The following is a 13,331-nucleotide window of genomic DNA, read 5'->3' as shown; positions in this document are numbered from 1 at the left end:
TCACGGTTTACGCTCCACGCTTCCTCCCCACGGTCGGTCACCCTTCCGCAGTTGCGCTTCACTTCGTTCGCTGTGGCCAGCTCACGGGAGGACTTGCACCTCCAGGAGTGCGCCCGTGCCGGGCGCACCAAAAAACCCCGCACAGGGCGGGGTTTTCAACAGAGTCCGGCAGCTTCAGTTCAGGCCGGAAATGTAGCTGGAGACCGCTTCGATTTCGGCATCCGTCAGCTTGGCAGCCACGTCCATCATGATCGCAGCATTGGCGCCATTATTACGATCACCATCGCGATAGGCTTTCAATTGCTTGACCAGGTACTCTGCGTTCTGACCGCCCAGGGCCGGATAGCCTGCCGGTGCATTGCCGTTACCCTGCGGGTTGTGGCAGCCGGCACAGGCCGGAACGCCAGTTGCCATGTTGCCCCCACGGTACAATGCCGAACCCTGATCAACCAGATCGGGATCTGCCTGACTGACAACCATTTCCTGAGAATCAAAGTAGGCTGCAAGATCCTGCAGATCCTGATCCGACATGTTGTCCAGAATGCCAGTCATCTCCGGAATGTTTCTTTCTTTGCTCTTGATCGCCACCAACTGGCGATACAGGTACTTCTCACCAAGGCCAGACAACTTCGGGTATACGCCCATCACCGGCTTGGCACCGCCTTGACCGTGACAACCAGCACATACCGCTGCGTTCTGTTCGCCTGCTTGAGGATCTCCCGCCCCGTGCGCCATCGCTGTGAGGCCAACACCGAGAACTACTCCTGCGATCAGTTTTTTCATGCTCGCTCCGCTTCTCTCATCTTTTAAGGGTATTCTTCGCTACGCAGCCGGCAGGCACTGACCAGTCAGGCTCAAAACCGGGGCTGACAGCGGTCGCGCACAGCGCGCCGCCCGGAATTGGTGTAGCATTATACATTAATCCCTGATAACTGAAATCCAAAGGAAAGCCAACCGCTGTGGACCCTGATCTGACTCAAAAAAGCCTCTCATTTAACAGCGCCCGATTCCTCATCAGCGCCTCCCGTCTGGACGAGTGTCCGCCCGATTTCGGAGCGGAAGTTGCCTTCGCCGGCCGATCCAATGCCGGAAAGTCCAGCGCACTGAACGCGATCACCGCCAACGGCAAGCTGGCGCGAACCAGTAAAACTCCGGGGCGCACCCGACTGATCAACTTCTTCTCTCTGAACCGCGAGAACTGCCGAATGGTCGACCTGCCCGGATACGGCTATGCCAAAGTATCCCGGGACATGAAAGACGATTGGCAAAAGCACCTGGGCCACTATCTGAATGACCGGCGCTGTTTACGCGGCCTGGTTCTGGTGATGGACATTCGCCACCCACTGACCGATTTCGACCAAATGATGGTGGAATGGTGCGAACATAACAACCTGCCGCTGATGATTCTGGCCACCAAAGCCGACAAATTGAAATACGGCCAGGCCAAGACCGCCATGCTGGGCATTGCCAAAAACCTGAAATCGTATTCCTGCGTCGAACATCTGATCATGTTCTCTGCAACATCAAAACGGGGCGTGGACGAATGCCGGGAGGCCTTGATCAACTGGCTGGAAGCGGAGTAACAAGGAATTAAAGGGTGCCACCGCATTCTATCCGGTAACCGAGGTCAATCACCTGTTCGCCCATGTCCGCGCCGGACAGGCGAGCGATCAGGGCCTCAGCCGCCCTTTGGCCCACCTGCTCACGTGGCGTAATGACACTGGCCAGCGTCGGCACCATGACCTGGCCAACATTGTGGCCGTGAAAGCCTGCTATCGCCATCTGACCCGGCACTTCGATACCCTGCCGCTGGCACTCGAAAAAAGCGCCTATAGCCACGTCGTCGTTGGTGCAGAAGATCGCGTCAGTGTCCGGCGCTTCGATGAGTATGCGTTGCAGCAATGTGGCGCCGACACTGAATGATGAGCGCTGTTCACTGCGCAGGGTAACGGGAATCAGCCCCTGCTCCTCCATGGCGCGGGTGTAACCTTCCTGTCGTTGCAACGTGCGAGCATCCAGCCGAACCGCTAGGTACACAACATGGCGGCGACCACGGCGAATCATCTCCCGCACCATGTCATAGGCCGCACGCACATTGTCAAAACCCACCGCCTGCTCGAAGGGCGTCGTGTGGGTGTCCATGATTTCCACCGTGGGCACGCCCGCAGTCCCCAGCATTCGCAGGGTGCGGTCGGTGTGCTGGCTTTCCGACAGGATCACGCCATCGACGTTGTAGGACAGTAGCGAGGCCAGACTGCGCTCTTCCACCTCGCGGCTATAACCGTAGTGGGCCAGCATCAGATGATAGCCCGCAGGTTCGGTGACTGATTCGACCCCCTTGATGACATCGGCGAAGACCTGGTTGGTCAGCGATGGCAGTAGCACGCCGATTGCGTGGCTAGTGGATTTGGACAGGAGATCCGGCGCTCTGTTCGGAATGTAACCCAGCGCCTCGGCCTCGGCAAAAATCCGCTCACGCATGTGTTCAGACACATTATCGCCGCCCCGCAGGCAACGGCTGACGGTCATTTTCGTAGCGCCGACCCTATCGGCAATATCCTGCAGTGTTGGGCGCTTCTTTTTTACCATTCAGCTTTTCTGCCTCCGGTCTGGTGTACTCAGCACTGCAAGGCAGCGCTCAACAATCCGGTCGGGCGGTTCGCGGACGTCCACGACGATGACCCCTTCCCCGGGTTCCGGCTTCTCCAGCGTGCGGAACTGGCTTTCGAGCATGGAACGACCATTGAAGTAATGGTCTTCCCGACTAGAATGCCGAGACCAGATGGTTTCCATGTCGCCCTTCAGATAGACAAACTGCAGTGACGGATTTCCCGCCCTCAGCCGGTCGCGGTAAGCCCGCTTGAGGGCGGAACATGCCAGCACCAGTCCGCCGTGCTCACACTTGACCAGCCCTGCCAGATCATCCAGCCAACCGCTGCGATCGGCATCGGTCAGCGGCACACCGCTGGCCATTTTGGCCACGTTGGCCGGGCTGTGAAAGTCGTCGGCGTCGAAAAACGGTACCTGAAGACGTTTCGCCAGCCGGGCACCAATCAGGCTTTTGCCACACCCGGACACGCCCATGACGATAATTTTACGAACGCTCATATCACTGCCACCACAAGGCCAGTTGTGGGAATGCTATCAACAGGGCAAGCGCAACAATCTGCAGGGCAATAAACGGCAACAAGGACCGGAAAATCTCGCCGAGGGTGATATCCTTGGGAGTTACTGTTTTCAGATAGAACGCGGCCGGGCCAAAGGGCGGTGACAGGAAGGATACCTGCATATTCATGCAGAACACCACACCGAACCAGATCGGGCTGTAGCCCAGCTCCGTGACAATGGGCACGAAAATCGGCATGGTCAGCAGAGCCACCCCGACCCAGTCCAGGAACATGCCCAGAATCAGAAGAATAAACATCATGAACAGGATGGTGGTTAGTCCATCGCCGCCACTGACCGCAAAAACCATCTCGCGGACAAACTCGATACCGCCCATCAGGTTGTAGACGCCCACAAGAGCGGTGGCGCCGATGCCGATCCAGATGATCATGCCACACACCCGCAACGTACTGATTGTGGCTTTGCGTACCATGGCCAGAGACAGTTCGCCCCGGATCCAGGTACTGATGGCAATGCCCAGCACGCCCAGGGCCGATGCTTCGGTAACCGACGCCACGCCGCCATAGATGCTGCCCAAAACGACCACCACCGACAGAATCGGGAACAGCAGGGCCTTGAAGAAGTTTGGCGCTGGAGTGTCCGACTGGTCCTGGTCGGACGGGATAGGGGCCATCTCCGGCTTCAGCCAGACCCTAACCAGCACGTACCCCATATAGAGTAGCGCCAGGATCAGCGCAGGCAGGAACGCCCCCTTGAACAAATCACCAATGGAGACGTTTGCGGTCAGACCATAAATAATCAGGACAATACTCGGCGGCAACATGGTGCCCAGCGCACCACCGGCACAAGTGGTGCCAATGGCCAGCTTACGATCGTAGCCGAGGCGCAGCATCTGCGGCAGCGCCAGGATGCCGAGCAACACGGTTTCGCCACCGATCACCCCCGACATGGAAGCAAGGATCACCGCTACCACCAGAGTCTGGAGGGCGACACCACCGCGCAGTTTGCGGCCAAAACGAGCCATAGCATCAAAAAGGTCCCGGGCAATGCCGGAATGATCCAGTAGCGACGCCATCAATACGAACATCGGAACCGCCAGAAAAACGTAGTTACCGATAAAGCTGTACAGACGGCTGCTGACAATCGGCAGCGCGTCAGGGCCAAACCAGCCCAGGGCAAAGACCAGGGCCACTAGGCCAGTGGCAAAGGCCAGCTGCATGCCTGTCAGTAACAGTACAATCAGCATCAGCAGCATCAGCAGGCTGCCGTAGCCAATTCCGAGAGAAGCCAGCTCAAACATTACCTTTCTCCCCGGCCGTTGCCGGACCACGCAGATCACGAATCAGGTGCAAGACAAACTGAAGGGTCATAACAGCAATGGCCACCAGAATGATCACCTTGAGAAAGGCAGGAAACGGCGGATTCCAGGCTGACCCGGAGGTCTCCAGACGCCAGCCGCCCCATGGTGCCCAGACAGCGCCCCTGGCCATGAACCAGCTGGCATAGAGCAGCATCGAACAGAACGCCAGCCCGAACAGATGGTGAACCACCCGCAGCCAACGCTGGATGGCCGGGGACACGGCGTCGTAGATCAGCACAATCCGCACGTGGCGATCAGTGGCCAAGGCATAGAGCCCACCCAGCACGAACAGGGTGGCACCAGCGAAGGTCACCGTTTCATGCACCCAGAGCGTCGGCGATCCGAACACATATCGACGGACAATCTCGTAGAAAGACACCAGAACAATCAACGCGAAAACCAGGCTCAGCTTTTTTCCCAGCCAGACAATGGCGCGGTCAAGGCGGGTAAAGCCGATATCCTCGTCGGTTTCGGGCAGCAGATCACCTTGGCCCGGAGTGCTCTCCGGCCCGGAAGAAAGGTTTGCAGTAGACATAATCAACTCCGCGCACTGGGCAGGCCTTGCCCACCCAGTTGCTGGTTACGGGGCATCGACTTCAGAGCAGGCCCTGAGATTCCAGATAGCCGGTTACCGACTGATAGACTTTCTCGGCATTGGGGGATTGCTCAGCGTATTTCTTCCACTGCTCCCGGGCAATGGTGCGGAACTTCCGGCGCTCTTCCGCCGACCAGTTATGAACGGTGATATCAGGATTGTCACGGGCTTCTCTGACGGCCTTCTTGTCCGCCATGGCCAGCTGGGCGCTGATATCCTGGGCGAAGTCCCGGGCCGAGACGGTCATGATCGTCTGAATATCCTCGGGAAGCTTTTCCCAATCTTCCAGGTTCATGGCAATTTCGATCAGCGGCAGCGAGTGGAAGCCCGGGTACACCGGATGCTCGGCAATCTCGTGCAAACCGGCTTCGTGGTTGGTGGAGAACACCGTGTAGTCGGCAGCATCAATAACACCCTTACTCAGTGCGGTGTAGACCTCGGAACCCGGCAGGTTCACTGGCGCCGCCCCCGCGGCGGCAAACACCGACTGCACCAGACCTTCCGGTGCACGCATCTTGAGGCCTTTCAGGTCCTCCACACCGTCCAGCGGTTTCTTCGAAACAAACGACTCCAGGCCAGTGCCACCACCGCCAACAAACTTCACGCCATAGGGCGCGTAGAGCTCGTTCATCAGCTCATAGCCACCGCCATAATTGATGTAATCGATGAGCTGGTCCGGGCTGGACCAAGCGCCCACGGTATTGCCAATTAGCCCGAACGCGGGATCCTTGCCGGAAAAATAACCGGTCACCGACACATGGCCATCCAGGACGCCCATATTCATGGCACCGAGAGTTTCGGTATGGCTTACCACACTGCCCACGGGCAGCAGATCAATGGCAACACGGCCACCTGTCATCTCTTCGACGCGATCAGCCCATTGCTGCTGAATCTCGAAGTTCTTGACGCCAGAGGGATCGGAGGACTGGAACTTGAACGTGTAGTCCGCCGCGAAGGCGTTAAAGGCAAGTGCAGCTGACAGTAGGCCAGTCGCGAGTCGGGTCGGGAACATAATAGCGTCTCCTGATTGTTTTTGTGCCGGCATATGTTACCGGTAACATCAGAAGCCTATCGAATTCGGAAACCACTTACAAGGGTGTTTTCGAGCAGGAAACAGCGAGGATTAAAAAACCGGTCTGCCAGAAAGCAGACCGGTGAAACGTCAGGGTTTGCGACGCGCTAAAACCTGAGATCGCACTCAGGAGACGCAAGGAATGTCCGAATTCCCAACGTCACTCCATATGACTGTAGTGTTCGACAAAAGTTCCGGAATAGATCGTTTTTTGACCACATTTTCGGGTTTCACTTATAAACCCCGGTGCCGGTGTCGCCCAGTTCATGAAGCGACGGCCGGTACTTTTCTCTCAGCGCCATAACACGCTCGCGATACGCCGGGGTGAGATAGGGAATTTCCAGAGTGAGCACCTGGTAAATGCCCTGCTTCAGCTCCGTTAGCGTCAGGCAGGCGGATGCCTCGGCCGCATGTGCTGTCTTCAGGAAAGCCATCCAGTTGGTTATAACCAGCCACACGTTCAGCGACATGGCCGATCGGAGATCCTCTTCCTGGGGTTCAATAATGCCTGCTTCCGCCAGCTTCTCGAAGATACGACTGATGGACGCCAGACAGCGGTTGGTGAAATCCCGATAGTCCTGACGCAGCCTCTGATCACTATCGAGAAGGTATTCCAGATCCCGGTGGAAGAACCGATAACTCCAGAGACCGTCGAAGACCGACTCCAGGTAGAAGGTCATGTCGTCCAGGGTCATCGCCCGGTCTTCCGGAATATCCAGGTAGAAATCCACCAGTTTTTCGTATTCCAGAAAGATCTCGTAAATGATGTCCGACTTGTTGCGGAAGTGGTAATACAGGTTGCCCGGCGAGATGGCCAGGTGCGCCGCAATATGGTTGGTCGTGACGTTGCGCTCGCCACGTTCGTTAAAAAGCTCCAGGCTGGAGAGCAGAATTTTGTCTCTTGTCTTCATAGACCCGTCGGCGTTTGTTGTTGTGTCGCTCACAGATGGCCCGATTCGCCATCCGCCTCCGCTTGACTCACTAGAGTATATACTCTAATAATACCCCCAGACGCAAATTGAGTATTTTTTCGCCAGCCTTTCAATATCTGGAATAACAGGTCGCCGACGGACTCTGATCGGCACCAATGAGGAGAAAGCATCATGGGAGCCACTGTCGTCCAGCTCACCGAGAGCAAGAAACAGATCCAGCACACCCACCGCGTGTTTGAGGATCAGAAAAAGGCGTTCCGCAACAATCCGATGCCCTCCCTTGCCGAGCGGCAGGAGAACCTGAAACGCCTCAAGCGGGTTCTGCTCAACAACCAGGACAGGCTTCTGGATGCCATCGACCGGGATTTCAGCTGCCGCTCGAAGGACGAATCCCTGATTGCCGAGGTCATGCCGTCGATCCAGGGCATCAACTACACCCTGAAGAGCCTCAGCGGCTGGATGAAGCCGTCCAGGCGCCACGTCTCCGTGCTATTCCAGCCCGCCAGCAACAAGGTCCACTACCAGCCCAAGGGTGTGGTTGGCGTGATCGTGCCCTGGAACTACCCTCTGTACCTGGCGGTGGGCCCACTGGTCGCATCTCTGGCAGCGGGCAACCGCACCATGATCAAGATGTCGGAGTACACGCCACACACCTCGGCCCTGTTCAAGGAGCTGATTGAAGCCAGCTTCCCGGAGGACCTGGTCTCGGTTATTAATGGCGAGGCCGACGTGGCTGCAGACTTCTCGTCACGTCCGTTTGATCATCTGCTGTTCACAGGTTCTACGTCGGTGGGCAAGCTGGTCATGAAGGCCGCAGCGGAAAATCTGACACCGGTCACCCTGGAGCTGGGAGGCAAATCCCCGGCCGTGGTCTCCCCGGATGTGCCCATGGAAGACGCGGCCCAGAGAATCGCCTTTGGCAAGGCTTTCAATGCCGGCCAGACCTGCGTGGCGCCCGATTACGTCCTTTGCCCCGCTGACCGGGTGCAGTCGTTTGTCGACGAGTTCCGTGCCCGTTTTTCCGAGATGTATCCCAGCCTGCGGGACAATGACGACTTCACTGCCATCATCAATGAGCGGCAGTACGATCGACTGCAAGGCTACCTTGAGGACGCCCGGGAGAAAGGCGCCGAATTGGTGGAGATCAACCCTGCCCGGGAGAATCTGAAGGACGGCACCCGAAAACTGCCCCTGACGCTGGTGCTGAACACCACTCCGGATATGAAGGTGATGCAGGATGAGATCTTCGGTCCGATTCTGCCGATCGTCAGTTACGGCAGCCTGGATGAAGCCATTCACTACATCAATGATCGTCCGCGGCCTCTGGCGCTGTATTTCTTCGGGTACGACAAGACCCAGCAGCAGCATGTGGTGGATAACACCCACTCTGGAGGCATGTGCATCAACGATTCCCTGATGCACGTAGCCCAGGATGATCTGCCTTTCGGTGGCATCGGTGATTCCGGCATGGGGCACTATCACGGCCGTGAGGGGTTCCTGACCTTCTCCCATCACCGGGCCATTTTCACCAAGCAGAAATTCAACAGCGGCAAGTTTGTCTATGCGCCCCATGGGACAACTGCGCACAAATTGGTTTACAAGTTCTTTATCCGCTGAGAACTCGGAGTCTGTCGCGGGCTGGTAGCCCCTTCCAAAACACGCCGTGAATACGTCCGTGTAGGCTTGAGCAAAACATCCCTGTTTTGCACAGTTTTGGAAGGGGCTACCAGCCCGCGACGATTCAGCATTTTCCCCGCTATCCAAAAACAATAACGAGAACACACCCATGCAGAAACAGATCCCTGATCCGTCAGGACACCCTCAATTTGCCGATCTCAACCGCCGAAGCTTTCTAAAAACCGGACTTGGCGGTGCCGTGTTTCTGGGCACCGTCAGCGTCACCGCCGGGCTTAGCGGATGCGCCACTCAGCCGGCGGGCCGGCTGAGTGGCGTTGGCACCCGGATGGACGCCAGCTACCAGTTCCGGTTTTTAAACGAGGATGACATTGCGCTGTTCGAGGCCTTGTTGCCCGCCATGATTGGGCCGGGTTTGCCAGAGCAGCCACAGGCCAGAAACCTGGCAATTGCCGGGACGATCGAGCGGATTGATGCCGGCATCCACAAGTTCGGACCAGCTAACCAGAAGGAACTGCGGCAACTGTTTGACCTGCTGAACTTCGGGCTCACCCGGGTGACCGTTGCCCGGGTCTGGTCCAGCTGGCCGAATGTGACAACGGCGGAAGCCGACGCGTTTCTGGAGCGCTGGCGCACCAGCCGTATCGGGCTGTTCAACAACGGCTACATTGCGCTGACCAAGATCAGCAACGTGGCGTTTTATGGCTATCGGGATTTCTGGCACCTGTCCGGCTATCCCGGACCACCGCAATACGCGGTCGACGCATTGCCACAATTCCAAAACGCCTGATTGCCAGCTGATCTGACGGAGCACAAACATGTCATTGACCGATCGTATTGCCCAGGGCCTGGAATCAGGCTGGAACGTCACCGATAGCGCCCTCCTGACGCAAAACCTGACCGCAGAAGCGGACGTTGTTGTTATCGGAACCGGCGCCGGTGGCGGCACCACCGCCGAGATTCTGGCCCGCAGCGGGTTGTCCGTGATACTCGTGGAGGAGGGCCGGCTTTACTATCAGAAAGACTTCAAGATGGACGAGCAGACCTCCTATGCCAACCTTTACCAGGAAGGCATGAGCCGGGTAACCCGGGACGGGGCAATCGCCATTTTGCAAGGCCGCTGCGTGGGCGGTTCCACCACGGTAAACTGGACTTCCAGTTTCCGGACACCGGCGCCCACGCTCAATTACTGGGCCGAGCAGTTTGGCCTGGACGAACTTCGGCCGGACGCCATGGCGCCCTGGTTCGATGGCCGGGAAGAACGCCACTCCATGGCCCCGTGGCAGGTCGACCCGAACGTCAACAACGACATCTTGCGCCAGGGCTGCGAAAAACTGGGTTACAGCTGGCAGATCATTCCCCGCAATGTGAAAGGCTGCTGGAACCTGGGCTATTGCGGCGTCGGCTGCCCGACCAACGCCAAACAGGGCGCCCTGATGACCACCATTCCGGGGGCGCTCGATAACAACGCCCGGCTGTTCCACAGCCTGCGCGCCGACCGCCTGGTAATGAACGAGGACAAGATCGACCACCTGGAAGCCTCTGCCTTTGCGGATGATGGTGTCACCCCGACCGGGATCAAGGTCACGCTCAAAGCCCGACACTTCGTGGTCGCCGCCAGCGCCATCGGCAGCCCCGGCCTGCTGCTCCGCTCCGACATCCCGGACCCGCACCAGCGGATCGGCAAGCGTTCGTTCATCCATCCGGTCAACGCCACCGTCGCCCAGATGCCTCAGCGCGTCGATCCGTTCTATGGCGCGCCCCAGTCCATCTACTCGGACGAATTCAACTTCCGAAACGGCGTCGACGGCCCGGTTGGTTACAAACTCGAGGTGCCACCGCTGCACCCGGGCATGTCCAGCGGCGTCATACCCGGCCACGGCGAAACCCAGATCAACAACATGGCCGGCCTGCCCCACATGCAGTCCGTCATCGCCCTGCTCCGGGACGGCTTCCACCCCGAAAGCCCCGGCGGCACAGTCTCCCTCCGCGACGACGGCAGTCCGGTACTGGACTACCCCGTCAGCGACTACCTCTGGAAGGGCATCCGCGAAGCCTTCCACACCATGGCCGAAATCCAGTTCGCCGCCGGTGCCGAAAAAGTCCGCCTGATGCACCTGGATTCCGACTGGTACACCAACTGGACCGACGCCAAAGCCGCCATCGACCAGCTCCCCATGGCACCCCACCGCGTCCGCCTGTTCACCGCCCACCAGATGGGCGGCTGCGCCATGGGAAGCAATCCGCAAAACTCGGTCGTCAACGGCTTTGGTGAACACCACCAGGTCAGCAACCTCAGCATCCACGATGCCTCGATCTTCCCCACCAGCATCGGGGCAAATCCGCAGCTGTCGGTTTACGCCCTGGCGGCACGGAACAGTACAAGGTTGGCTCAAAGACTCTCGCGAGCAGCCAGCTAGCATTGCGCGCAGATAACAGCCCCAGTTTCCTTCGGGGAGGCTCGCACGGGGATGAAAGGGCTGGCTGGAAGGGCTTGTCCGGGAATGTGAGAAGCCATGGATGGCTTCGCTCAAGCGCACATGGGTGAGACAAGCGATTATGAAGCGAAGCTTCATGCGCAGGCGAACGACAGCAATCTGTGATTGCTGGCCGGACCCCGAAGGGGTGCTTGTAGCGTTTCCCGGACAAGCCCTTCCAGTCGGCCCCACCACATAGCCGACATGCACGACCTGAAGCCCCGGACGCCTACAGAGTCTCCGAAAATGCTGCTATCCTTGGGCCTCGCAAAGAAAGGAGCTGCGCATGTCCAAAGTCATCTACCCGGGCACCTTCGATCCCATCACCAACGGCCACACCGACCTGATCGAACGGGCCGGCCGAATGTTTGATGAAATCGTCGTCGCCATCGCCTACAACCCCAAGAAACAGCCACTTCTCGATCTAGAAGAACGCTGCGAACTGGTCCGCCAGGCGACCGCGCATCTCCCCAATGTCAGCGTCACCGGATTCAGCAACCTGCTCGCCGATTTCGTCCGTGAACAGGGTGCCACCGTGATCCTCCGTGGACTCCGGGCGGTATCGGATTTCGAATACGAATTCCAGCTGGCCGACATGAACCGCCGTCTGGCTCCGGAAGTGGAAAGCGTTTTCCTGACACCGGCCAATCACCTGTCCTACATCTCCTCCACCCTGATCCGGGAAATCGCATCCCTGGGTGGCGATGTCTCGGAGTTTGTTGATCCGGCGGTAGAGGCTGCCCTGAAAAAGAAGTTCAGCTGAAGCTGAACTAACAAAAAAGCCCCGACCAGCGGGGCTTTTTTATGGCAATGAAGCAGCGGCGTCAAAGCAACGGCGGCAAAGGAATTTCCACACCGTTCACGTCCAGCACAAGATCTTTCATACTGGCATCAAGCACCAGACTGTCACCCTGCTCTACCAGCAGCCCCTGCTTTATCAGCGGTGCCAGCTGTAACCGGAATTCCGGGTATTCCTCCGCGAGCGCGACGGGCAGACTGAGATCCATTTTGCCGGTCAACTGCTGCATCACCATCAGCATTTCTGCTTTCTGATCCGCCGTCAGCTCCGGATGGGCGATCCGGGCGCTGCCTTCTATCACACCCTCCGGGGTGGTCACCGTCAGCTCTGGAAAACCAACCGAGAACCCGGCTGCTGCCAAATCCCGAACGGCGGCATTCACCTGCTGCATGGCGGCCATCTGCTGCTCAAACTGCTGGGGACCGCCAGAGGCCTGAGTGATAGCCAGCGCCTGCATGGATGAAAGGCTCTCGGTCAGGTTGCTCCAGGCCGCCACATCCAGCCCGGACAATGCGAACACCAGTCTCTGGGGACCATAACGCTCATCGGCCGTTGAAACGCCAGCGACCTCGAACGTCATTCGTGAATCCAGGCGCTCACCATCGTTGACCGGCTCGCTGCTGCTAAGAACCGAAATCCCCTGAAGCATGAAGGGGGCTTCCGCCGCCGGGGTCACAGCAACCGATTCCACCGCAATCTCGCCGGAGCCGGTCCAGACCTCACCGGTCAGATGACTCATGGTTTGCTCGAGGCGGAAGTCGCTGACCTGGATATCCAGGTCCGGACCGGACAGGGTTACTCCCGGCCAGACCATCAAGGCATCGGCCTGAGAACCGGCCTCACTGACCTCAATTCTTGCCAAGCCGCCACTTGAGGCCAGGGTCTCCCCGGTATCCGGGTCCGTCAGGGTCATCTGGGGCGCTTCGAGTTCGAGAACAGCGGTACCCCAGAGACGGGTTTCCAGGGTCAGCTTCGGCTCCTCACCGGAGAACCAGTCGCTATCGCCGGCGGCCCAGCCATCCTCGGGCTGGAAATCCATCAGGCTGCCGGTCACGCCATGGGTCACATTGGCCCGGTAGGCAAGCTTCAGGGATTCACCGGTTTCCGGATTGATCAGGTTCACCGAACCTCTGAAACGGGCCCCGAGAATACCTCTCTCATAGTTATCCGTTTCCATGCGAAGGAAGGGTTGTGCATCGTTCACCTCCGCTGTTGCCTGGTGCCACTGCTGCTCAGTTACGTATCCCACGACCCAGGGCAGGCCGCCCGCTACAGCCAGCACACCAGCGCCGGCAATCATCCATTTGGTGTTCAAACAACTTTCTCCAGTTCGGG

General features: G+C 58.4%; 13 protein-coding genes. 5 read left to right on the top strand and 8 right to left on the bottom strand.

Going from position 1 to position 13,331, the window contains the following annotated elements; genetic code table 11:
* Positions 1-174 precede the first annotated feature (174 nt).
* Positions 175-783, bottom strand: coding sequence for a c-type cytochrome (locus AC13DD_RS15190; protein ID WP_062786024.1), 609 nt, complete (start codon positions 781-783; stop codon positions 175-177).
* Between the two features lie 176 nt (positions 784-959).
* On the opposite strand from AC13DD_RS15190, the gene yihA reads away from it, so the two are divergent.
* Complete coding sequence (yihA, locus tag AC13DD_RS15185) at positions 960-1,583, top strand: ribosome biogenesis GTP-binding protein YihA/YsxC (protein WP_219120830.1); 624 nt, start codon at positions 960-962, stop codon at positions 1,581-1,583.
* 7 nt (positions 1,584-1,590) lie between these two features.
* Here the strand turns inward: yihA and gntR are convergent, their stop codons facing one another.
* The 6 genes from gntR to AC13DD_RS15155 all read right to left on the bottom strand — a co-directional run bounded on the left by gntR (position 1,591) and on the right by AC13DD_RS15155 (position 7,064).
* Positions 1,591-2,589, bottom strand: coding sequence for a gluconate operon transcriptional repressor GntR (gene gntR / locus AC13DD_RS15180; RefSeq protein ID WP_273085083.1), 999 nt, complete (start codon positions 2,587-2,589; stop codon positions 1,591-1,593).
* Complete coding sequence (locus tag AC13DD_RS15175; RefSeq protein ID WP_273085085.1) at positions 2,590-3,108, bottom strand: gluconokinase; 519 nt, start codon at positions 3,106-3,108, stop codon at positions 2,590-2,592. It lies immediately after the preceding gene.
* Position 3,109: 1 nt separating this feature from the next.
* Complete coding sequence (locus tag AC13DD_RS15170) at positions 3,110-4,426, bottom strand: TRAP transporter large permease (RefSeq protein WP_219120833.1); 1,317 nt, start codon at positions 4,424-4,426, stop codon at positions 3,110-3,112.
* Entirely contained in the window at positions 4,419-5,021 is a 603-nt protein-coding gene (locus AC13DD_RS15165; protein WP_008173482.1) for a TRAP transporter small permease subunit, read from the bottom strand. Before AC13DD_RS15165 ends, AC13DD_RS15170 begins: the two co-directional genes overlap by 8 nt.
* 61 nt (positions 5,022-5,082) lie before the next feature.
* The gene (locus tag AC13DD_RS15160; protein ID WP_219120835.1) at positions 5,083-6,093 is read right to left on the bottom strand and encodes a TRAP transporter substrate-binding protein; all 1,011 of its coding nucleotides are present in this window, start codon (positions 6,091-6,093) and stop codon (positions 5,083-5,085) included.
* A 290-nt stretch (positions 6,094-6,383) separates the two neighbouring features.
* Positions 6,384-7,064 (bottom strand): TetR/AcrR family transcriptional regulator, encoded by a 681-nt coding sequence (locus tag AC13DD_RS15155; RefSeq protein WP_053113179.1) that lies wholly within the window; start codon positions 7,062-7,064, stop codon positions 6,384-6,386.
* Positions 7,065-7,256: 192 nt separating this feature from the next.
* Here AC13DD_RS15155 and AC13DD_RS15150 point away from each other — a divergent pair, with 192 nt between their 5' ends.
* From AC13DD_RS15150 to coaD, 4 genes are all read left to right on the top strand, one after another.
* A complete protein-coding gene (locus AC13DD_RS15150) occupies positions 7,257-8,702 on the top strand; it encodes a coniferyl aldehyde dehydrogenase (RefSeq protein ID WP_053113180.1) in 1,446 nt (481 codons plus the stop codon).
* Between the two features lie 169 nt (positions 8,703-8,871).
* Positions 8,872-9,510, top strand: a complete 639-nt coding sequence (locus tag AC13DD_RS15145) for a hypothetical protein (protein ID WP_273085088.1) — start codon at positions 8,872-8,874, stop codon at positions 9,508-9,510.
* A 28-nt stretch (positions 9,511-9,538) separates the two neighbouring features.
* Positions 9,539-11,140 (top strand): GMC family oxidoreductase, encoded by a 1,602-nt coding sequence (locus AC13DD_RS15140; protein ID WP_008173492.1) that lies wholly within the window; start codon positions 9,539-9,541, stop codon positions 11,138-11,140.
* A 343-nt stretch (positions 11,141-11,483) separates the two neighbouring features.
* On the top strand, positions 11,484-11,960 hold the full coding sequence (coaD, locus tag AC13DD_RS15135) for a pantetheine-phosphate adenylyltransferase (RefSeq protein ID WP_008173494.1): 477 nt from the start codon (positions 11,484-11,486) through the stop codon (positions 11,958-11,960).
* Positions 11,961-12,021: 61 nt separating this feature from the next.
* Here coaD and AC13DD_RS15130 read toward each other — a convergent pair whose 3' ends face one another.
* Entirely contained in the window at positions 12,022-13,311 is a 1,290-nt protein-coding gene (locus AC13DD_RS15130) for a DUF945 family protein (RefSeq protein ID WP_273085089.1), read from the bottom strand.
* Positions 13,312-13,331 lie beyond the last annotated feature (20 nt).

Source organism: Marinobacter sp. L-13, assembly GCF_056857715.1.
Note: the sequence above shows the minus strand (reverse complement) of the source record. Positions and strands in the feature narration are given on the sequence as shown.

Bases quoted from the DNA above. Each gene is read 5' to 3' on its own strand.
- AC13DD_RS15190 (WP_062786024.1), bottom strand. From the start codon at position 783: ATGAAAAAACTGATCGCAGGAGTAGTTCTCGGTGTTGGCCTCACAGCG.
- gntR (WP_273085083.1), bottom strand. From the start codon at position 2,589: ATGGTAAAAAAGAAGCGCCCAACACTGCAGGATATTGCCGATAGGGTC.
- AC13DD_RS15175 (WP_273085085.1), bottom strand. From the start codon at position 3,108: ATGAGCGTTCGTAAAATTATCGTCATGGGCGTGTCCGGGTGTGGCAAA.
- AC13DD_RS15170 (WP_219120833.1), bottom strand. From the start codon at position 4,426: ATGTTTGAGCTGGCTTCTCTCGGAATTGGCTACGGCAGCCTGCTGATG.
- AC13DD_RS15165 (WP_008173482.1), bottom strand. From the start codon at position 5,021: ATGTCTACTGCAAACCTTTCTTCCGGGCCGGAGAGCACTCCGGGCCAA.
- AC13DD_RS15160 (WP_219120835.1), bottom strand. From the start codon at position 6,093: ATGTTCCCGACCCGACTCGCGACTGGCCTACTGTCAGCTGCACTTGCC.
- AC13DD_RS15155 (WP_053113179.1), bottom strand. From the start codon at position 7,064: ATGAAGACAAGAGACAAAATTCTGCTCTCCAGCCTGGAGCTTTTTAAC.
- AC13DD_RS15150 (WP_053113180.1), top strand. From the start codon at position 7,257: ATGGGAGCCACTGTCGTCCAGCTCACCGAGAGCAAGAAACAGATCCAG.
- AC13DD_RS15145 (WP_273085088.1), top strand. From the start codon at position 8,872: ATGCAGAAACAGATCCCTGATCCGTCAGGACACCCTCAATTTGCCGAT.
- AC13DD_RS15140 (WP_008173492.1), top strand. From the start codon at position 9,539: ATGTCATTGACCGATCGTATTGCCCAGGGCCTGGAATCAGGCTGGAAC.
- coaD (WP_008173494.1), top strand. From the start codon at position 11,484: ATGTCCAAAGTCATCTACCCGGGCACCTTCGATCCCATCACCAACGGC.